This window comes from Hoeflea sp. IMCC20628 (assembly GCF_001011155.1).
Taxonomy (GTDB): Bacteria; Pseudomonadota; Alphaproteobacteria; order Rhizobiales; family Rhizobiaceae; genus Hoeflea.
Genome location: NZ_CP011479.1, coordinates 4,400,037 through 4,420,254 on the forward strand (window position 1 = coordinate 4,400,037; position 20,218 = coordinate 4,420,254).

General features: G+C 59.1%; 14 protein-coding genes. 7 read left to right on the top strand and 7 right to left on the bottom strand.

Annotation, left to right across the window (positions count from 1 at the left end):
- Nucleotides 1–36: 36 nt before the first annotated feature.
- Nucleotides 37–507, bottom strand: a complete 471-nt coding sequence (locus IMCC20628_RS20570; RefSeq protein WP_047031751.1) for an MmcB family DNA repair protein — start codon at nucleotides 505–507, stop codon at nucleotides 37–39.
- A gap of 207 nt (nucleotides 508–714) precedes the next feature.
- On the opposite strand from IMCC20628_RS20570, the gene IMCC20628_RS20575 reads away from it, so the two are divergent.
- Nucleotides 715–1,371, top strand: coding sequence for a L,D-transpeptidase (locus IMCC20628_RS20575; RefSeq protein WP_047031752.1), 657 nt, complete (start codon nucleotides 715–717; stop codon nucleotides 1,369–1,371).
- A 105-nt stretch (nucleotides 1,372–1,476) separates the two neighbouring features.
- Here IMCC20628_RS20575 and IMCC20628_RS20580 read toward each other — a convergent pair whose 3' ends face one another.
- The 3 genes from IMCC20628_RS20580 to IMCC20628_RS20590 all read right to left on the bottom strand — a co-directional run bounded on the left by IMCC20628_RS20580 (nucleotide 1,477) and on the right by IMCC20628_RS20590 (nucleotide 7,445).
- On the bottom strand, nucleotides 1,477–3,633 hold the full coding sequence (locus IMCC20628_RS20580; protein WP_047031753.1) for a malate synthase G: 2,157 nt from the start codon (nucleotides 3,631–3,633) through the stop codon (nucleotides 1,477–1,479).
- Nucleotides 3,634–3,894: 261 nt separating this feature from the next.
- Nucleotides 3,895–5,898, bottom strand: a complete 2,004-nt coding sequence (locus IMCC20628_RS20585; RefSeq protein ID WP_047031754.1) for a hydantoinase/oxoprolinase family protein — start codon at nucleotides 5,896–5,898, stop codon at nucleotides 3,895–3,897.
- A gap of 152 nt (nucleotides 5,899–6,050) precedes the next feature.
- The gene (locus tag IMCC20628_RS20590) at nucleotides 6,051–7,445 is read right to left on the bottom strand and encodes a cytochrome P450 (RefSeq protein WP_047031755.1); all 1,395 of its coding nucleotides are present in this window, start codon (nucleotides 7,443–7,445) and stop codon (nucleotides 6,051–6,053) included.
- A gap of 258 nt (nucleotides 7,446–7,703) precedes the next feature.
- Here IMCC20628_RS20590 and gyrB point away from each other — a divergent pair, with 258 nt between their 5' ends.
- The 4 genes from gyrB to IMCC20628_RS20605 all read left to right on the top strand — a co-directional run bounded on the left by gyrB (nucleotide 7,704) and on the right by IMCC20628_RS20605 (nucleotide 13,623).
- Complete coding sequence (gene gyrB / locus IMCC20628_RS20595) at nucleotides 7,704–10,136, top strand: DNA topoisomerase (ATP-hydrolyzing) subunit B (RefSeq protein WP_047031756.1); 2,433 nt, start codon at nucleotides 7,704–7,706, stop codon at nucleotides 10,134–10,136.
- 94 nt (nucleotides 10,137–10,230) lie between these two features.
- A complete protein-coding gene (locus IMCC20628_RS25210; protein ID WP_156174598.1) occupies nucleotides 10,231–10,488 on the top strand; it encodes a hypothetical protein in 258 nt (85 codons plus the stop codon).
- Complete coding sequence (locus IMCC20628_RS20600; protein ID WP_047031757.1) at nucleotides 10,463–11,845, top strand: aminotransferase class III-fold pyridoxal phosphate-dependent enzyme; 1,383 nt, start codon at nucleotides 10,463–10,465, stop codon at nucleotides 11,843–11,845. The genes IMCC20628_RS25210 and IMCC20628_RS20600 overlap by 26 nt, the downstream gene beginning before the upstream one ends.
- Before the next feature lie 305 nt (nucleotides 11,846–12,150).
- Nucleotides 12,151–13,623 carry a PLP-dependent aminotransferase family protein gene (locus IMCC20628_RS20605; RefSeq protein ID WP_047031758.1) on the top strand — a complete coding sequence of 491 codons (1,473 nt, stop codon included), beginning with the start codon at nucleotides 12,151–12,153 and terminating at the stop codon, nucleotides 13,621–13,623.
- 45 nt (nucleotides 13,624–13,668) lie between these two features.
- On the opposite strand, the gene xsc is transcribed toward IMCC20628_RS20605, so the two are convergent.
- The 3 genes from xsc to IMCC20628_RS20620 form a co-directional block, all read right to left on the bottom strand.
- On the bottom strand, nucleotides 13,669–15,453 hold the full coding sequence (gene xsc / locus IMCC20628_RS20610) for a sulfoacetaldehyde acetyltransferase (protein ID WP_156174599.1): 1,785 nt from the start codon (nucleotides 15,451–15,453) through the stop codon (nucleotides 13,669–13,671).
- Nucleotides 15,454–15,615: 162 nt separating this feature from the next.
- Entirely contained in the window at nucleotides 15,616–16,263 is a 648-nt protein-coding gene (locus tag IMCC20628_RS20615; protein ID WP_047031759.1) for a YjbE family putative metal transport protein, read from the bottom strand.
- A 292-nt stretch (nucleotides 16,264–16,555) separates the two neighbouring features.
- Nucleotides 16,556–17,437, bottom strand: a complete 882-nt coding sequence (locus IMCC20628_RS20620) for a LysR family transcriptional regulator (protein WP_082128369.1) — start codon at nucleotides 17,435–17,437, stop codon at nucleotides 16,556–16,558.
- A gap of 112 nt (nucleotides 17,438–17,549) precedes the next feature.
- Between IMCC20628_RS20620 and IMCC20628_RS20625 the strand changes: the two genes are divergently transcribed.
- Entirely contained in the window at nucleotides 17,550–18,509 is a 960-nt protein-coding gene (locus tag IMCC20628_RS20625; protein ID WP_047031761.1) for an NAD(P)H-binding protein, read from the top strand.
- Nucleotides 18,510–18,813: 304 nt separating this feature from the next.
- Nucleotides 18,814–20,097: a polyhydroxyalkanoate depolymerase gene (locus IMCC20628_RS20630; RefSeq protein ID WP_047031762.1), complete on the top strand. Its 1,284-nt coding sequence runs from the start codon at nucleotides 18,814–18,816 to the stop codon at nucleotides 20,095–20,097.
- The last annotated feature ends 121 nt before the right edge of the window (nucleotides 20,098–20,218 follow it).

Sequence of the window (20,218 nt, forward strand, 5' to 3'; positions counted from 1 at the left end):
AATTTTCTCCGCCAAGCTGGTGAAGCGGGTGCGATTTCAGCTGGCAGCAAGTTCAGCGAGAAGCAACCGATCGGCGGCCGCGCGGGCAAATCTCAACAGCATCGCCTTGCGTGTCGCCGCGGCCAGCCGGTGTTCCGGAGCTTCCCTCAGCATATGACCTGACCAGTTGTCGGCAACGATCAGGCCGCACTCCTGAGGGAACAGGTCAGCCGGCACACCTGCGTGGGAGGCAAAGAACAGCCGGTCGCAATGCTGACGGTAGTCGGGCCATTTGGTGTCGCACTTGAAGTCTTCAATCGATGACTTGATCTCGACAATCCAGATTTCGCCCGTGACGCTGAGCGCCACCAGGTCCGCACGGCGCCCGGAGGCCAGCGACAATTCCGGCACCATCGACAGGCGCAAACTGGAAAACAGCCGCTGAACGCCGCGGCGCACCATCAAGGCGCGATCGGACTGGCGGCCATCGACAAGCGGGTTGTCTGAATGCGGTGAAATGATTGGCATGCCGCATGATTGCCCAGTTTGCCCGATGTCGCAACGTCAGGTAGCGACCTTGTTGCAGAAAAACACTGGCTCCCGACAAAGCGGGAATTTTGAGACACCTTTTGGCGAAAGGCAGTTGCATGATTAGGATTTATTTAAAATAACCGGTGCCATGTTGAGCACGATTCTAGAATCGGCGCGTACGCCTTGCACTCGGAAGATCCCATAATGACACTACGTATTTCGTTTACCATCGCCGGACTGGTTGCGGCGCTTGCGCTCGCCGGGTGCTCTTCAGGCTCTGAGGGCGGTGATTCCGGCTCCACCTCGCAGATTTTCACTTCGGAATATGGCACGGTTGCAGATGCCGGATATTCGATCCCGGCAGTTCCGATCAGCAAGGTCAACAAGCAGTTTCATCGCCAGATCGTCAGTTACGGCACCAAGGAAAAGCCAGGGACAATCATCGTCGATACGCCCAACCGCTATCTCTATCTGGTTTTGCCGGGCAAAAAAGCGGTGCGCTACGGCATTGGCGTTGGTAAGGCTGGCTTTGCCTGGGAAGGTGAAGCCTATATCGCCTGGAAGCAGCAGTGGCCTAAATGGACACCGCCAGAGGAAATGATCGATCGCAAGCCTGAACTGGCCAAATATGGCAAGGAGGGCATGAAGCCCGGTTTGAAAAACCCGTTGGGCGCACGCGCGCTGTACCTGTTCAATCAGAAGGGCGAAGACACGCTGTTCCGGTTGCATGGCACGCCGGAATGGGCCTCCATCGGCACAGCCGCTTCTTCAGGCTGCATTCGCCTGATGAACCAGGACATCATCGATCTTTATGAACGCGTCCGTCCGGGCAAAAGTGCCCGCGTGATCGTCAAGCAATAGGCTCGAGGCTCTCTCGCCCCAACCCTTTCAAGTCATTGAAAAAGCCCGCCCGAACATTGTTCCGGCGGGCTTTTTTGCCTCGGCTGTGGCGTTGTCAGCTGCCGGTCAGACCGCTGCAGCCTTGAGTTCAAGACGGCGGCGATGCAGCACCGGCTCGGTGTAGCCGTTGGGCTGGCTGCGGCCTTCGAGCACCAGCTCAACGGCCGCCTGGAATGCGATTGACTTGTCGTAGTCCGGCGCCATCGGGTGGTAGGCCGGATCGCCGGCATTCTGCTTATCCACAACCTCGGCCATGCGTTTCATGGTCTCGATGATCTGATCCTTGGTAACCACGCCATGGTGCAGCCAGTTTGCCATGTGCTGGGCTGAAATCCTCAGTGTGGCGCGGTCTTCCATCAGGCCGACATTGTTGATGTCAGGCACCTTGGAGCAGCCGACGCCCTGATCGACCCAACGCACCACATAGCCCAAGATGCCTTGTGCATTGTTGTCGATTTCTCGCTGGATTTCTTCGGGCGTCCAGTTGGGGTTTCGTGCCACAGGGATCGACAGAATGTCATTGAGCTCGGCGCGTTCACGCGTCTTGAGGCCGGCCTGGACCTCGGCGACATTGACCTTGTGGTAGTGAGTGGCGTGCAGGGTTGCGGCTGTCGGCGAAGGCACCCAGGCGGTGTTGGCACCAGCCTTCGGATGACCAATCTTCTGCTCCAGCATCGCCGCCATCAGATCAGGCATGGCCCACATGCCCTTGCCGATCTGAGCGTGGCCGGCAAGACCGCACTCGAGCCCGACATCGACATTCCAGTTTTCATAGGCTGCGATCCAGGCTGCCTGTTTCATGTCGCCCTTGCGGATCATTGGTCCGGCTTCCATCGAGGTGTGAATCTCGTCGCCAGTCCGGTCAAGGAAGCCGGTGTTGATGAACACGACACGCTGGCTGGCGGCGCGGATGCATTCCTTGAGATTGATGGTGGTGCGGCGCTCCTCATCCATGATGCCCATCTTGATGGTGTTGGGCGCCATGTTGATGGCCTGTTCAACGCGAGAGAAGATCTCGACGGCGAAGGCCACTTCTTCGGGGCCGTGCATCTTGGGCTTGACCACATACATGGACCCTTCGACTGAATTGGCGCGGCGGCCATTCGGGCCGATGTCATGCAGGGCGATGACACCGGTGAGGAACGCATCCATGATGCCTTCCGGGATTTCGGTGCCGTCCTTGAGCAGGATCGCCGGGTTTGTCATCAGGTGACCGACATTGCGGATCAGCATCAGCGAGCGGCCCTTGAGCGTGGCCGGCTTGCCATCGGGCGTCGAGAAGCTGATGTCGTCATTCAGTTTGCGGGTAAAGCTCTTGCCGCCCTTGTGCACTTCCTCGGCCAGATCGCCGCGCATCAGGCCAAGCCAGTTGCGGTAGACCAGCGTCTTGTCCTCAGCGTCGACGGCGGCGATGGAATCTTCGCAGTCCATGATCGCGGTAACAGCGGATTCGAGGATCACGTCGGAGATATTGGCCTTGTCGGTCTTGCCGATGACGCTGGCGGGATCGACAGAGACGACCGCGTGCAAGCCGTTCTTTTCGAAATAGAGACGATAGGCGTGATCATTTTCGCGCCGGAAGCCGGCGTACTGCGCCGGATCGACCAGCGTTGTCTCGCCAGCGGCCGTGCCGATTTTCAATTCACCGTTTTCGAAATCGAACCCCGTGACATCAGCCCATTTGGCGTTCGCCAGGGGAACGCTGTCATCCATGAACGACTTAGCCCAGGCGATCACCCGGGCGCCGCGATACGCATCATAGCCACCGCCCTTGGGCAGGTCGCCAAGCGCATCTGTGCCGTAAAGCGCGTCATAGAGCGAACCCCAGCGGGCGTTGGCGGCATTGAGTGCGAACCGCGCATTCATCACCGGAACAACCAGTTGCGGGCCGGCAATCAGGGCGATCTCGGGATCGACATTGTCGGTCGAGACCTGGACCGGGCCACCTTCAGGCAGCAGATATCCGATCGATGTCAGGAAATCCTTGTAAACATCCATATCAATCGGCGCGCCGTTGGCGCGGTGCCAGGCATCAAGCTTTTCCTGAAGTGCGTCCCGAGTGGCGAGCAACGCCCGGTTTTTCGGGGCCAGATCGTCAACTGCGGAAGCGAAGGCCTCGAAAAAACTGTCGGGGTCTACGCCGGTTCCCGGCAGCGCCTCGTTGACGATGAACTCATGCAGGTCGGCGCTGATTTTCAGGCCATTCTTGTCAATTCTCTTCACACTGGATCTCCGCTTGTGGGATGTCCCGGCTTTTCCTCGAATCACCGAAACACTCTGTTTTTCTGGGTGCTGCGCAATTGCGAACGGAAAACCGATATGGTTTGCCGCGAAAACAAGTCACGCAATCATAGCCCTCCGCTCAACTCCCTAAATTGCGCCGAGGCGAATTTCATTCGCCAAAATGTGGCGGGACACTGCCGCGCAGGGGATTGCCTGTCAATTCCTCCATAGGGCGAAACACATTCGTCTGTCTGGTTCGGGTTACCTTGCGGTAATGCGCGGCCGCCCCGAAGCCGCGGCAATGAAGCGGGCTTCGATCAGCTTCTCCAGCCCCTCAATGAGAGGCATGTCGATCTGTTCACTGTGCTCGACCACCGGGTGATCGGCGCCGCTGCGGATCGCCGCCAGACGGGCCTCGATGCCGGCCAGTTCGCGCGCCCGAGCAAAGGCTTCGCCACGATCCTTGAACAGCTGATGCTGGCCAGCGCCATTGACCGCGTAGCGTCCCTCGTCGGGTTCGGTAACAAAGACAGTGACGGTTTCACGCACCTGACCGACAACTGCGCCCACCGCATTGGCGACGCCAGCATGAACCGGGACAAAACTCTCGACATCGAGCATATTGGCGATGGCCGGATAATGCACCGGCGCCGACGCACCCAGCGCCACCAAGGGCCGGTCAAGCTTGACGCCAAACTGGACAAATCCCGGTGCGCGGCTCAAGGCGCGATCAATGAAGTTTGATTTGGCGGCATCAATCCCGGTGATTCCCTGATCGGCGATGAGCGCGGTCAGGACCGCCTCGGCGCTTTGCCGGGTCATCCGAGCCGAGACCATGTGAGCCAGTTCGGCCGGCGACCCGGCCACATTCTGCCCGGAACCAGCCTTGCGGCGGGCAAAGATTTCGGCACCAAGCTGCGCCGCCTCTGTATTCCATTGGTCCTGGCGACCCAGAACATGCATCGCATCCGAGGGCGTAAAACCGGCGATCAGCACCAATCCGCGCCCGACAAGCCGGTCAAGCGTGGCGCGCTGGGAGGTTCCGGTCAGGACCACATCAAGCAACTGCGGTTCGAGGGTGATCCGGGAATAGAGTGCAGTCTCTTGCGATGTGAGGCCGGCGGCCAGCGAATCAGGCAGGCCGGTGCGCAGCGCAAAACGGCCATCATAGCGGCCCTGATAGGTGGACTGCGCCTGCCGTTCGAGACCAGCGAGAACCGGTTTTGGCCAGAGATGCGCAGCCAGACTCAATGGCATGAGACGGCGCGGTCCCAGTGTCAGCCCCGCCGCATAGCTCCCCTCGTCGAGCCGCAGTTCGGAATCACCGCCAAGCCCGAATGTGTGCATGGCCACCGCCTCGACCATGGTCCGGTAACGTCCGACCGTGGCACCTTCCGTGTCGAGCCTCGGCAGACCGCCATCCAGAACCGCGACGTCGGTGGTGGTCCCGCCGATGTCGGAGACAATGGCGTTCTCGAGGCCGGTCAGATGCCGGGCGCCGACGAGACTTGCCGCCGGGCCAGACAAAATGGTTTCAATTGGCCGCATCAGCGCCTCACTGGCGGAAATCAGCGCACCGTCGCCACGCACCACCATCATGGGCGCGTGAATGCCGCGGTTCGAAAGATAACCGCTGGTGGCTTCGATCAGCCGCGCCACCATTGAAATCAATCGCGCATTGAGCAGCGTGGTCAGCGCCCGTCGCGGTCCGCCCAGACGGGACGACAAATCATGGCTGCAGGTGACCGGTAGTGACGTCCGTTGCCGTACCAGATCGCGCACGGCGATTTCATGGGCCGGGTTGCGAACCGCGAAATAACCGGCAATCGCCACCGCCGAAACTTCCTTGCCCAAGGCGTCGATCTGTTCTTCGAGCGGTGCAAGGTCAAGCGGCGTTTCGGTGCCGTGCACATTGTGGCCGCCCTGCAGATAGATAACCGGATCACTGCCCAGCGCTTCAGCCAATCCGTCCCGCTGCAGGTCCTCCGGCCCAAAACCAATCATCACCAGGCCGGCGCGCCCGCCCTGACCTTCAACCAGCGCGTTGGTGGCGAGCGTGGTCGACAGCGACACCAGCCTGATCCGCGCCGTGGCGCCGCCGATCTCCGACAGCACGGCTTCCACCGCACCGGAAACGCCAATGGCCAGATCATGACGCGTGGTCAGCGACTTGGCCGAGGCCAGAACGCCTTCGGTCTCGCTGTAGAGAACGGCATCGGTGTAGGTGCCGCCGGTGTCGATGCCGAGAAAAAGAGGAGAAGTCATAGCCTGCAGTCCATTCAATCGTTCCGCGCCAAATGGGAGCTTGCAACCACATAAGACGGTTTGGGCAGGGAAGCCACCACTTCTGACGTCACCGGGTGCCGCGATCGGGCAAGCGGGATGCGAATGGCACGGATTTACAGCCGCGCCGCACCCTATCTGCGGCTGACCCGCATCGGCAATCCACCCTCTGGCTGGGTGGTGAGTTTCTGTACCGGCCAGGGCTTGGTCTCGGCTACGCAATCAAACCGATATTTCGACATCAGCACGCCCAGCGCAATCACCGCCTCCTGCAGCGCGAAGGTTGCACCAATGCATATGCGCGGACCGACGCCAAAGGGCAGATACTGGTAACGGTCAATCTTGCCCCGGTTCTCGGGAAGAAAGCGTGATGGAATATAGGCGCCGGGCTGATCCCACAGCTTGGTGTGGCGGTGCAGGGTCCAGGGCATCACCAAAATGGTGGTGCCTGCTTCAATGGTCACGGTCTCGCCCTTGCCGTTGTCCCATTTGTCGTCGGCAATGGCGGCACGATTGATCGACGGCGCGGGCGGGTAGAGCCGCATCGCCTCCTCGAAGGCAGCCCGCGTCCACGGCATCGCATCGAGCCATTTGACCGGATCAGGTTCGCGCGCCAGCACTTCGTCGATCTCGGCTTCGACCTTTTCGCGGTCCGATGGCGAGTTGGCCAGACAATAGAGCGTCCAGCCGAGCGCCCGCGCCGTGGTTTCATGGCCGGCGCCGATGAAGGTGATGATGTTGTCCTCGATCTCGTCGAGGGTCAGACCATCGGGACCATGAAGCCGGATCAGCAGTGTCAGGAAATCTTCGGGCGCCGCATCGGGATCGGTTTTTATCAGGTGCTGACGATCAGCCATGGTCTGCTTGACGATATTGCGAAATTTGGCCAGCACGCGGCGTCCGAACAGACGCCTGATGCGCGGAACCCAGGACGGGGCCTTGAGCAGGTCCATCGGATCAACCCGGCCCATGGTGGACAGCAGCCGTTCGATATCGCCGGCGAATTCGGTCTCGGTGCCAGCCACCTGTCCTGAAAACAGCGTGGCAGAGAGGATGTCGAAGGTCAGCTCGGTCATGTCGACAGCAATGTCGCGCACCTCGCCCTTTTCGGCCGCAATGTCATAGCGACCGGTGAATGCACGGGACTGCTCCAGCATCTGCTCGGCAAATCCTTGGGCGTGGCGCGGCGTGAACACCGGCGCCATCGCCTTGCGCGACCGACGCCAGGTCTCGCCTTCCGCTGTCAGCAAGCCGTCGCGCAGGATCGGGCGCAAGATCAACTGACGGATCACCGCCATCTTGTAATTTTTCGCATTGTCGACCAACACATGACGCACCAGCCCCGGATGATTGACGATCAGCGTGCGCTCATTGAAGAATTTGGTTTTCATCCACTCGAGCCGGAAGGACGGCTCGCCCCACAGCTCAAGCGGGTTGCGCATGACTGTGCGAATGATCTGGAAGCGCGACGGAGGGGTTGTTCTTGGAACCGGCGCCGGCGGTACAAACGGGGTATGAGGCTTGGTCATTCGGCTTCCTTTGGGTTCCGGATCCGGGGCCAATTGCAAAACCACAGCCGTTCGATTCCGGCTGCATGGTTCCGTTCTTTGGGTTCCGGCACGTTCATCCCCATATATGCATTCCAAAACCCACAATTCCATGGCGTCACGGATTTGGTTTTCATCACCCGCCCGCCTATACTGAAACCTCCTATGCGCGGTGATTCGTTGCCGCAGTTTCCACCTTTTCCGCCCGGCACCGCCGCTCTGGACTGAAAGACCTGCATAATGAACGATACGCCTGAGACAAGCCCGACCGTGGAGGCCGAATACGGCGCCGAATCGATCAAGGTTCTCAAGGGCCTGGATGCTGTACGCAAACGGCCAGGCATGTATATCGGCGACACCGATGACGGGTCCGGCCTGCATCACATGGTCTATGAAGTCGTGGACAACGCCATCGACGAAGCGCTTGCAGGTCATGCGGACCGCGTCACCGTAGCGCTCAATCCGGACGGATCGGTGACCGTGACCGACAATGGCCGCGGAATTCCGACCGATATCCACAAGGGCGAAGGCATTTCGGCGGCCGAAGTGATCATGACGCAGCTGCATGCCGGCGGAAAATTCGACCAGAACTCCTACAAGGTCTCCGGCGGCTTGCACGGCGTCGGCGTTTCCGTGGTCAACGCGCTTTCGATCTGGTTGAAGCTGGTTGTCCGTCGCCAAGGCAAGATTCATGAAATCCGGTTCACGCACGGCGTTGCCGATGCACCCTTGAAGGTCATCGGCGATTGCGGCGACGAGACCGGTACCGAATTGACCTTCATGCCAAGCACCGAAACCTTCACGATGATCGATTTCGATTTCGGTACGCTTGAGCATCGGCTGCGGGAACTGGCGTTTCTGAATTCCGGCGTGCGCATTCTGCTGGCTGACCGGCGCCATTCCGACGTAGTGGAACTGGAATTGTATTACGAGGGCGGGCTGGAAGCATATGTGCGCTATCTCGACCGCTCCAAGAAGCCGCTGGTCGTCGATCCGGTGACCCTTCTGGGCGAAAAGGACGGTATCGTTGTCGAACTCGCCATGTGGTGGAACGACAGCTACCACGAAAATGTTCTGTGCTTCACCAACAACATTCCCCAGCGCGATGGCGGCACCCATATGGCCGGTTTCCGCGCGGCACTGACCCGGCAGATGGTGTCCTATGCCGACAGCTCCGGCATGACCAAAAAAGAAAAAGTGTCACTCACCGGCGATGATTGCCGCGAGGGACTGACCGCAGTCTTGTCGGTCAAGGTTCCCGATCCGAAATTCTCGTCGCAAACCAAGGACAAGCTGGTGTCGTCGGAAGTCCGGCCGGCGGTTGAAAACCTGGTCAACCTGACACTGAGTGCCTGGCTCGAGGAACACCCGGCAGAATCGAAAGTCCTGGTCGGCAAGGTGATCGAAGCCGCTGCAGCGCGGGAAGCCGCCCGCAAGGCGCGTGAATTGACGCGACGCAAAGGCGCGCTCGACATTTCTTCACTGCCCGGCAAGCTTGCTGACTGTTCGGAAAAAGATCCGGCCAAATCCGAATTGTTCCTGGTGGAGGGCGATTCCGCTGGCGGATCGGCCAAACAGGGCCGGTCGCGTGAAAATCAGGCCATTCTTCCGCTCAGGGGCAAGATCCTCAATGTCGAGCGGGCCCGGTTCGACAAGATGCTGTCGAGCCAGGAAATCGGCACGCTGATCATGGCGCTCGGGACCGGCATCGGCAAGGACGAGTTCAACGCCGACAAGCTGCGCTACCACAAGATCATCATCATGACGGATGCTGACGTCGACGGTGCCCACATTCGGACCCTGCTTTTGACCTTCTTCTTCCGGCAGATGCCGGAACTGATCGAGCGCGGGCACCTCTATATCGCCCAGCCGCCGCTCTACAAGGTTTCGCGCGGCAAGTCCGGCCAGTATCTCAAGGACGAGAAGGCGATGGAAGAGTATCTGGTCACCACCGGACTCGACGAAGCCACACTGGAATTGTCGACTGGTGAAGTGCGGACCGGCGCCGATCTGAAGGATACGATCACCGATGCGCTGAGAATGCGGGTGCTGCTGGAAGGCCTGCATTCACGTTATGATCATTCGGTCGTCGAACAGGCGGCGATTGCCGGCGCGTTCAATTTGGAGCGGATTACCGATCCTGCTTCCTCGGAAGCAATGGTTGCGGAAGTCTCACGACGGCTTGACATGATCTCCGAGGAATCGGAGCGCGGATGGACCGGCGTCACCAGCGAGAATGGCTACCGGTTTGAACGCGTGGTGCGCGGCGTCAAGGAATCGGCCTATCTCGACTCCGGCTTGATCGGCAGCCAGGACGCGCGGATGATCGACCAGATGAACGCCAAGCTGCGCGATGTCTACACCGAGCCGCCAACGCTGCGGCGCAAGGAAGGCGGCACTCTGGTTTCGGGACCGCGTGAACTGCTTCAGGCAGTCTTCGCCGTTGGCCGCAAGGGTCTGACCCTGCAACGCTACAAGGGCCTTGGCGAAATGAACGCCGAGCAATTGTGGGAAACCACGCTTGATCCGCATGCCCGTTCACTGCTGCAGGTCCGGGTCAATGACGCGGTGGACGCCGACAGCCTGTTCTCGCGCCTTATGGGCGACGAGGTTGAGCCGCGGCGCGAGTTCATTCAGGAAAATGCGCTTTCGGTGGCAAACCTGGATATCTGACCAGACGTCATTTCAAAGGTAAAACAACGCCGCCGCGCCAATCTGGAGCGGCGGCGTTTCCCGTTTGCTGGCGTAGCTTCAGAGCATAGATCGATTGACAAGACGCAAGCTGCACCAACAAGGTCAAACCGGCAGTCCAAGCCATAGAGCCAAATTGTTCAACGACGCAGTTGCTGTTTGCGCAAACGCGCTCAATTTACGGGTTTCATTTTCGTTTTCTGGCTATATGGCTAAACACCACTGGCCCTATTCTCTTGCCAGGGACTTCGGCGATGATTTTGATGCCGAAGGATCGGCTATCACCATCTTCCCGGGAGCGAGCGCTCATGAATTTGCCCATTCAACCCAATGATATCCAGGCGGTCATCGAAGCTGATCGCGCCCATGTCTGGCATCACCTGATCCAGCACAAGCCGTTTGAGACCATTGATCCGCGCATCATGGTTGAAGGTCGCGGCATGCGGGTCTGGGATGCGACCGGCAAGGAGCATCTCGACGGGGTGTCCGGTGGCGTCTGGACGGTCAATGTCGGCTATGGCCGGGAAAGCATTGCCGATGCGGTGCGCGATCAGCTGGTCAAGATGAACTATTTCGCCAACAGCGCCGGATCGATCCCCGGCGCGATGTTCGCCAAGCAGCTGATCGAGAAGATGCCGGGCTTGAGCCGGGTCTATTATTCAAATTCCGGATCGGAGGCCAACGAGAAGGCGTTCAAGATGATCCGGCAGATTTCGCACCGGCATCACGGCGGCAAGAAATACAAGATCCTTTACCGCGACCGCGACTACCACGGCACCACAATTGGCGCGCTGTCGGCCGGTGGACAGATGCAACGGGTGGAGCAATACGGGCCGATGGTTCCGGGATTTGTCATGGTGCCGCATTGCCTTGAGTACCGCAACCAGTATCCGGACGCAGAAAGTTATGGTCTTGCTGCGGCAAATGCCATTGAAGAGGTGATCCTGCGCGAAGGCCCCGACACCGTCGGCGGCTTGTGCCTTGAGCCGATTACAGCGGGCGGCGGTGTGATTACCCCACCTCCGGGCTATTGGGAGCGGGTGCAGGAGATCTGTTCCAAGTACAACATCCTTTTGCATATCGATGAAGTGGTCTGCGGCGTCGGCCGCACCGGGGCCTGGTTCGGCTATCAGCATTACGGCATCAAGCCGGATTTCGTCACCATGGCCAAGGGCGTGGCATCCGGCTATGCGGCAATTTCCTGCACGGTGACGACGGAAGCGGTGTTCGAGCAATTCAAAGATGACCCGTCCGATCCGATGTCCTATTTCCGTGATATCTCGACCTTTGGCGGATGCGCCGCAGGTCCGGCAGCCGCACTTGAAAACATGCGGATCATCGAGGATGAAAACCTCATCGAGAACACCCAGGTGATGGGTGAAAGGATACTGGACAATCTGCGGGTGCTGCAGGAAAAACACGCGGTGATCGGCGATGTGCGCGGCAAGGGACTGTTTGTCGGGGCTGAACTGGTCAGCGACCGCAAAACCAAGGATCCGGTAGACGAGAAAAGGATGCAGGCGGTGGTGGCCGACTGCATGGCACAAGGCGTTATCATCGGTGCAACCAACCGCTCGCTACCCGGCTTCAACAACACCCTTTGCTTCAGCCCGGCGCTGATCGCCACTGCACAGGACATCGATCAGATTACTGACAGCGTCGACCGTGCGCTGACCAAGGTGTTCGGCTGAGCCAAACCCATTAAACGCAACGCGAAAGGGGCAGGACACAATCACCGTCCTGCCCCTTTCGCTATGCCATGTCAGCCGATATGCTCAAAAAATCATCCATGGCATCGCATGGACCGCTACTGACTTCCCGGTCGACTTGGCCCATGGATCCACTAAAGCACGTTGCATTCAATCGTATTCATGCAATGTGCTTTAGGTTTTTGTTTTGGCGCGTGTTTTTTCCGAAAACCGGTTCCCACTTTTCGGAACACGCTTTAGGGACAGAGCGACGTTTGCGCGCCATCATGGGCCCGCGGGGCACCTGAATGCCGATACCGATAGAGACATTTTTCCTCGATCCCAAATTCGAGGGAACACTGCAGCAGAAAATCCAGAGGATGATCAGCGAGGGCGTTCTGTCGGGACGCTTCATTCAGGGGGCGAAGCTGCCTTCGAGCCGCAAACTGGCTGTTCATCTCGGAATCAGCCGAATCACGGTGACGCTGGCCTACAGCGAACTGGTTTCCGATGATTACCTGATCGCAAAAGGGCGCTCGGGATATTATGTTTCGCCGACCGCACCGCAACGCAGTCGCTTTGAGGCACCAAAAGGCGTCTTCACCGATTGTGTCGACTGGGGCAAAGCTATCGGACAACGGTTTTCCGATCAGGTCCTGCCGGAAAAACCGATAGACTGGAGGAGCTACCCCTATCCCTTTATCTACGGGCAGGCCGATGACCGGATTTTCGACCACAGCAACTGGCGGCAATGCGCGTTACAGGCGCTGGGAAAGCGGGAGTTTTCGACCGTCACGGCTGACAGCTTTGAACGGGATGATCCCGAACTGGTCAAATATATCGCGCTCAACACCCTGCCACGGCGTGGTATCCAAGCAAAGCCGGAACAAATCCTGATCACCATGGGTGCTCAAAACGCATTGTGGCTGTGCGCTCAGGTGCTGCTCAATCAACGGCGCACGGCAGCGATGGAGAATCCAGGCTATTCGGGCCTGCGGGTGGCGCTCAATCTGGCCCGTTGCACCGTTGCCTCGGTGCCGGTGGATGATTGCGGCATGGTGCTTGATGCATTGCCAGTTGAGACCGATGTTGTTTTCACCACGCCAAGCCATCATTGCCCGACCAATGTGACGATGCCGCTTGAACGCCGGCGGGCGCTTCTCGAGCTCGCCAGCCGCCATGATTTCATCATCGTCGAGGATGATTACGAATTCGAGATGTCGTTTCTCAATCCACCCGAACCGGCGCTCAAATCACTCGATGAGGAGGGCCGGGTGATTTATGTCGGCTCGTTTTCCAAATCTCTGTTTCCCGGTTTGCGACTTGGTTATGTCGTCGGATCGGAAGTGTTCATCCGTGAAGCCCGAGCCCTTCGCGCCGCGATTTTGCGGCACCCGCCGGGGCACCTGCAACGAACGGCGGCCAATTTCCTGTCATTGGGGCACTACGATGCGCTGGTGGCACGGATGGGTCAGATCTACCGCAAACGCCGGGAGATCATGCAGGAAGCCATCGAACAGTGCGGACTCGAATCGGGCGGTATGAATGTGTCAGGGGGATCAAGTTTCTGGCTCAAGACACCCGACGGCGTCGACGCACGCGATCTTGCTTTTGCACTCAAGAATCGCGGTGTGCTGATCGAGCCGGGGCATGTGTTCTTCGAGCGCCCGGAAGACGGCGCGCGGTATTTCCGCATTGCCTATTCGTCGATCGAAAGCGCCAAGATATCGGCCGGAATCAAGATCATTGGCGAGACCCTGCGGACCTTCGGCGGGCGTTGAAACCACTCGCCGAAGGGGGGCAGGTTGCGTTATCGGCCAGTTCCGTCAGGCAGCACCTTTTTGCGGGCGCATGTCGTTGCGGCTGATGCCGGCAACAACGACAGGCTTTTTCATGGCGTCCCTGCGGAAGGGCTCGCCCAGCTCCTGATTGAGCACGATTTCGATGAACGTGGTCTCACCCTTCTTCATCTGGCGCTCAACCGCTTTGGCCAGTTCCTCGGTCAGCGCGTGCTGATCCTTGACCACCACGCCATGGGCGCCGCAGGCTTCCGCGATCCTGGCATAGGAGGTGTCGCGGTCGAGTTCGGTGCCGACGAAATTATTGTCGTACCAGAGCGTGGTGTTGCGCTTTTCCGCACCCCATTGGTAGTTGCGGAAGATCACCATGGTGATCGGCGGCCATTCATCGCGGCCGCAGGCGGTCATCTCGTTCATCGAGATGCCGAAGGCGCCGTCACCGGAAAAACCGACGACCGGGATATCGGGCTGACCGATCTTGGCGCCGAGGATCGACGGGAAGCCATAGCCGCAGGGCCCGAACAAGCCGGGCGCGAGATATTTGCGGCCCTCTTCGAAACTCGGATAGGCATTGCCGATGGCGCAGTTATTGCCGATATCCGACGAGATGATGGCGTTTTTCGGCAGCGCTGCCTGAATGGCGCGCCAGGCCTGACGGGGTGACATCAGGTCGGCGTCGCGCTTGCGTGATTGCGCGTTCCACTCGGTACCGGGATCATCTTCCTCGTGATCAAGCGAAGACAGTTCCTGCGCCCAGCGCGATTTGGTCAGCGACACCAGATTGCGCCGGTCCTCGCGGCCAGCATTGCCGGCATCACCCGAAAGCTGGGCCAGGATAGCGCGCGCCACTTTGGTTGCATCCCCTTCGATGCCGACGGTGACTTTCTTGGTCAGGCCAATTCGGTCGGCGTTTATATCGACCTGAATCACGTCGGCGTCTTTCGGCCAGTAATCGATACCGTAGCCGGGCAAGGTCGAGAACGGATTGAGCCTTGTGCCGAGCGCCAGCACCACATCGGCCTTGGCGATCAGTTCCATTGCGGCCTTTGAGCCATTGTAGCCGAGCGGGCCGACAGCCAGCGGGTGCGATCCGGGGAAACTGTCATTGTGCTGGTAGTTGGAGCAGACCGGCGCATCGAGGCGGTCGGCGAGTTCGACAACATCCGGGATGGCGCCGGAGAGCACCACGCCGGCACCCGACAGGATGACCGGAAACTTGGCTTTCGAGAGAAGCCCGGCGGCTTGCGCAATGGCCTGCTCGCCGCCGGCAGGACGTTCGAAGCGGACCATCTGCGGCAGATCGACATCAATCACCTGCGTCCACATATCGCGCGGAATGTTCATCTGCGCCGGCGCCGAGCCACGCCAGGCCTTCATGATCACCCGGTTGAGCACTTCGGGAATGCGCGACGCATCGCGGACCTCTTCTTGGTAGCAGACGCAATCGGCAAACAGCCGCATCTGCTCCATCTCCTGAAAACCGCCCTGGCCGATGGTCTTGTTGGCCGCCTGCGGGGTGATCAGCAGCATCGGCGTGTGGTTCCAGTAGGCGGTCTTGACCGGGGTGACGAAGCCGGTGACGCCGGGACCGTTCTGGGCAATGGCCATGGCCATCTTGCCGGTGGTGCGGATGTAGCCGTCGCACATCAACCCGGCATTGGTTTCGTGGGCGCAATCCCAGAAAGTGATCCCGGCCTTGGGGAACAGGTCCGACACCGGCATCATGGCCGATCCGATGATGCCGAATGCATGCTCGATGCCGTGCATCTGGAGAACCTTCACGAAAGCTTCCTCGGTGGTCATTTTTGGCATCGGACACTCCTCCTTGTTGAAGGCTAGAAACCACAACTGGCCCGAACCGCTCTAGTGCCAGTTTCGCGGTTTGACGACGCCAGATCAGTTTGCAGACGGCCGCGCGTCACGGCAAAGCCTGCCGGGCCGGATCAATTCTGCGGTCAGGCCGCGCCGAGGCGCCTAGAGCGAGGCGGCGTGCAGCATCGACAGAATTCCCGTATCGGGATCGATGATGCCGCGATACATCATGTCGCCGGCGACATAGATCAGCACCGCCAGACCAAGCCAGGAAATCGCCGGGAAGTGGCTCAGCAGTTTCATGATCATCGTTGCCGCGAAAGCCATCAGCAGAATGGCCAATCCCAGGCCGAACACCAACATCTGGGTGTTGCCGTCGGCAATGGCTGCAACCGCCAGCACATTGTCGATCGACATCGACAAATCGGCGATGGTGATAGATATCAGCGCCTGAACAAGAGTTTTGTGCGATGGACCGCTACAGCCTTCTGCGCCGTTGTCGACCGCTTCAAGCGCATGAACGGCGTCCTCGTCAATATTGGCCCGGATTTCTCCATAGAGCCGCCAACACACCCAGAAAAGCAGCAGCGCGCCCAAAAACAGCAAGCCCGGCACGCCGAGAAGCTTGGTTGCAACCAGCGCAAAGATGATCCGAAGCACGGCAGCGACGATGATGCCGTAAAGGATGGCGCGCTTGCGCAACTCCGGCGACAACGACGCTGCAGCCATGCCGATGATCAGGGCGTTGTCGCCTGAAAGCACCAGATCGGCCAGAACAATGGTGCCGAAATCGAGAACCAGTTGCAACATCAATAGGCTCCTGCGGTTTCTGGTGCGAAAACTGCGGTCATGCGGATGATGTCAATTTCGATGATTCCTCGCGGATAGTCCTGCATTTCTCGTTTCCGGCCTAGACCTCACCCTATTGCTGGAAACAAGCTGCGGCGCAAGGTGACATCCACTGCCTTACCCGCTGCCGCCAGTGATCTGACCGGCACAATGGGCGAAATCGGATGCGATGTGACGGCAATCCTTGTTCGAGACAGTCAGGGGCAACCGCATGTCGAACGCACGCCTGTTCATCGCCCATCCTGCTCACATTTCAGCGCAGCGCAGCGAAGTCCCGCATGGCTTGATACAAATAATCCGCGACAAAGCGGATCCGCGGGCTGTGCCGCACATCGCTATGCAGGGTCAAATAGGTCTCGAGCCGGGGCAATGGCATGTCTTCGAGACAGGTCTCAAGGTCTGGATTCATCGCCACCAGTGGAACCTGTGCGAAATGGATGCCTGCGCCAGCGCGCGTTGCTTCCCACAATACCAGTTGACTGTCCGACCGGATCTTGAAGGCTGAGCGGCTGAGCGTGACGCCGGCTTTGGCAAAGCCGTCGATGATCTCGTCCGAGCGGTCATAGCCAATCAGGTCATGGCTGGTCATGTCCTCGAGCCGCTCAGGTTTGCCTGCGCGGGCGAAATAGGACGAACTGGCGCAGGGCACCAGTGGAATATCGGCGATGTGACGAATCAGCAGATCAAGCTGGTGCGGCTTGACCATCCGAATGGCGATGTCGGCGTCGCGCCGCAGCAAATTGCCAACACTGTTGGACGCGACAATTTCGATCTCGATGGACGGTTCCTGCAGTCTCAGTTCAGTGACCATGGCCGGCAGCACCAGAGCACCGATGATTTCGCTGGCAGTAATTCTCACCGTGCCGGCGAGACTTTCGGATTGCCCGAAGGCAATGCGGGAAACAGCGTCTGCAGCCTCCCCCATCCGGGCCACCTCGGCCATCAGGTCCAACCCGCGCTCGCTGAGTTGCTGGCCGCGCGGGCCGCGCCGGAAAAGCGGTGTGTCGAGCTGCCGTTCCAATTCACCGATGTGGCGACCGATCGAGGGCTGGCTCATGCCAAGCTTCACTGCAGCCGCCGTCAGGCTTCCGGTTTCAGCCACTGCCAGAAAGCTGCGCAGCAGGTTCCAGTCCATGGTGCCCTCCATTGTCATTCATATATGCATGATCATCCAACATTATTGGGCAATGTTCAAACCAATATGAATGATCAAAAATGGTCTCATCCAATCACAACAGGAGACGAACATGAAAACCATCGCAATTCTCGGAGCACGCGGCAGATTGAGCCGCATGGTGGCACGCGCCTTTCTGGCACAGAACTGGCAGGTCATCGCCATTACCCGTGACGGCAAAGCGCCCGAAGGGGTCGCTCAAGCTGACTGTCGCGCCGCCGACGCCATGGACAAGGCCGCTTTGATCAGCGCCTGTCAGGGTGCTGATGTGATCTTCAACGGGCTCAACCCGATCTACACCGAATGGGCGGACAAGGTGCCGGTGTTCACCGCCAATGTCATCGCCGCTGCCAAGGCCACCGGGGCGCTGCATCTGCTGCCTGGCAATGTCTACAATTATGGCAGGAGCATTCCCGATCTCGCCGACGAGACCACTGCGATGCCGGGTGATACCGGCAAGGGTAAAATCCGCAATGCCATGGAACAGGCTTTCAAGGATGCAGCCAAGAATGGGGTCAAGACAATCATACTTAGGGCCGGCGATTTTTACGGCGGCGACGGACGCGGCTCCTGGTTCGATCTGGCGATCACCGCCAAGCTCGACAAGGGTGCGTTCACCTGGCCGGGTGCAATGGACATTGACCATGCCTGGGCCTATCTGCCGGATCTGGCGCAGGCCTTCGTCAAGCTTGCCGACAAGGGATGCGGCTCATCCGGATATGAGCATTACACATTCGAGGGACACACGCTGAGCGGCACCGAGATGAAACGGCTGGTTGAACAGGCACTCGGTGGCAAATCCTTGAAACAAGCCGGCATGCCATGGCTGCTGTTGCGCGCCGGTGGGCTGGTTGTGCCGATGTGGCGCGAAATCTCGGAGATGTCCTATCTCTGGTTCACCCCGCACCGGTTGTCCGGCGACAAGCTTGCTGTTGCCATTGGTCCCTTTGCGCAGACCGCACCGGACATTGCTGTCGCGAAAGCGCTTGCCGAACTGGGGTTTGATAGGTCCGGTCTCAGCCACGCTGCGTGAGCAATCTGCCGGCGACAAGAATCAGCGGATGCCGGGGCGAGTCTCCGGCGTTCGGCTGGCGCGCACCGAAAAGTAACCACTCAGACCTTGCCCCAATTGGCGGATTGCGACGGCAATAAGCCCGTTTGCCTTAGCCGATGGTCGCAAAAAGGCGGTTTTGCGCGGTCTTGTTGTTGCAACGCAACAAATCCGTGATAGGTTTCCGGACTGTTTGCGCGCTGCGACAAGTCAGACTCCGGTAAGGATATGACGTGCATGATGGCGGGAACGGGGCAGTCGATCTGCCGGAAAAGGGCTATTTTCCATGTTCTACCAGATGTATGAGTTCAATCATGCCGCAATAGCGCCGATGCGAGCCTATGCCGATGCCATGCGGTTGACGTTCCGCAATCCGATCAATCCGATTTCGCACACACCAATTGGCCGCGCCATGGGCGCCGGCTTCGAGCTGTTCGAACGCACCACGCGGCGCTATGGCAAGCCTGCTTTCGGGCTGGATGAGACAAAGCTCGATTCCGGAACAGTCTCCGTGCATGAAAAGACCGTCTGGTCGCGGCCATTCTGCAATCTGATTCATTTCGAGCGCAGCCTGCCTGCAAACCATCGGCCTGACCCCAAGATTCTGGTGGTGGCGCCGATGTCGGGTCATTACGCGACGCTGCTGCGCGGCACGGTCGAGACCTTGCTGCCCAATGCCGAAGTCTACGTCACCGACTGGACCGATGCCCGCATGGTGCCTGTCACCGACGGCAAGTTCGATCTTGATGATTACATCGACTACGTGATCTCGATGTTGCACGCGCTTGGACCGGACACCCATGTGATGGCCGTCTGCCAACCGGCCGTGCCGGTGCTGGCTGCCGTCGCATTGATGGAAGAAGACGGCGATGCGTTCGCGCCTTCGACAATGACGCTGATGGGCGGCCCGATCGACACCCGCATCAGCCCGACCGGCGTCAACGAGCTGGCCCAGGCCAAGCCGATCGAGTGGTTCGAAGAAAACGTCACCATGCAAGTGCCCTGGCCATTGCCGGGATTCTCCCGCCAAGTCTATCCGGGTTTTCTGCAATTGTCCGGTTTCATGACCATGAACCTCGACCGGCACATGATCGCGCAGAAGGATTTCTACCAGCATCTGGTCAAGAATGATGGCGATTCTGCCGAACGGCATCGCGACTTCTACGACGAATATCTGGCGGTCATGGATATGACAGCCGAATTCTACCTGCAGACCGTCGACACGGTGTTCATCAAGCATTCGCTGCCCAAGGGCGAAATGATGTATCGCGGCCGCAAGATCGATACCAAGGCCATTCGGAATGTGGCGCTGTTGACCGTCGAAGGTGAAAACGACGATATTTCGGGTGCTGGCCAGACCGAAGCGGCGCAGACCATCTGCCCCAATATTCCCGATGACATGCGTCACCATTATGTGCAGCCCGATGTCGGCCATTACGGCGTCTTCAACGGCTCGCGATTCCGCGCCGAAATCGCACCGCGGATCCTGGATTTTGCCCGCACTCATGCCCAGGAAAATCGCGGAAAAAAGACCGCGCCGAAGGTGATCAAGGGTGGCCGCAGCAGCTGACACGGAAATTTAGCGGCATTTTAGGCGTTCGAAATTTCTCTGTTAAAACAGTAGAATATCGGATTTTTGCGGTCAATTTCTTGAATAGGCAGGCGATTCATACCACATCAAATACACTAGG

Bases quoted from the DNA above. Each gene is read 5' to 3' on its own strand.
- IMCC20628_RS20570 (WP_047031751.1), bottom strand. From the start codon at position 507: ATGCCAATCATTTCACCGCATTCAGACAACCCGCTTGTCGATGGCCGC.
- IMCC20628_RS20575 (WP_047031752.1), top strand. From the start codon at position 715: ATGACACTACGTATTTCGTTTACCATCGCCGGACTGGTTGCGGCGCTT.
- IMCC20628_RS20585 (WP_047031754.1), bottom strand. From the start codon at position 5,898: ATGACTTCTCCTCTTTTTCTCGGCATCGACACCGGCGGCACCTACACC.
- IMCC20628_RS20590 (WP_047031755.1), bottom strand. From the start codon at position 7,445: ATGACCAAGCCTCATACCCCGTTTGTACCGCCGGCGCCGGTTCCAAGA.
- gyrB (WP_047031756.1), top strand. From the start codon at position 7,704: ATGAACGATACGCCTGAGACAAGCCCGACCGTGGAGGCCGAATACGGC.
- IMCC20628_RS20600 (WP_047031757.1), top strand. From the start codon at position 10,463: ATGAATTTGCCCATTCAACCCAATGATATCCAGGCGGTCATCGAAGCT.
- IMCC20628_RS20605 (WP_047031758.1), top strand. From the start codon at position 12,151: ATGCCGATACCGATAGAGACATTTTTCCTCGATCCCAAATTCGAGGGA.
- xsc (WP_156174599.1), bottom strand. From the start codon at position 15,453: ATGCCAAAAATGACCACCGAGGAAGCTTTCGTGAAGGTTCTCCAGATG.
- IMCC20628_RS20615 (WP_047031759.1), bottom strand. From the start codon at position 16,263: ATGTTGCAACTGGTTCTCGATTTCGGCACCATTGTTCTGGCCGATCTG.
- IMCC20628_RS20620 (WP_082128369.1), bottom strand. From the start codon at position 17,437: ATGGACTGGAACCTGCTGCGCAGCTTTCTGGCAGTGGCTGAAACCGGA.
- IMCC20628_RS20625 (WP_047031761.1), top strand. From the start codon at position 17,550: ATGAAAACCATCGCAATTCTCGGAGCACGCGGCAGATTGAGCCGCATG.
- IMCC20628_RS20630 (WP_047031762.1), top strand. From the start codon at position 18,814: ATGTTCTACCAGATGTATGAGTTCAATCATGCCGCAATAGCGCCGATG.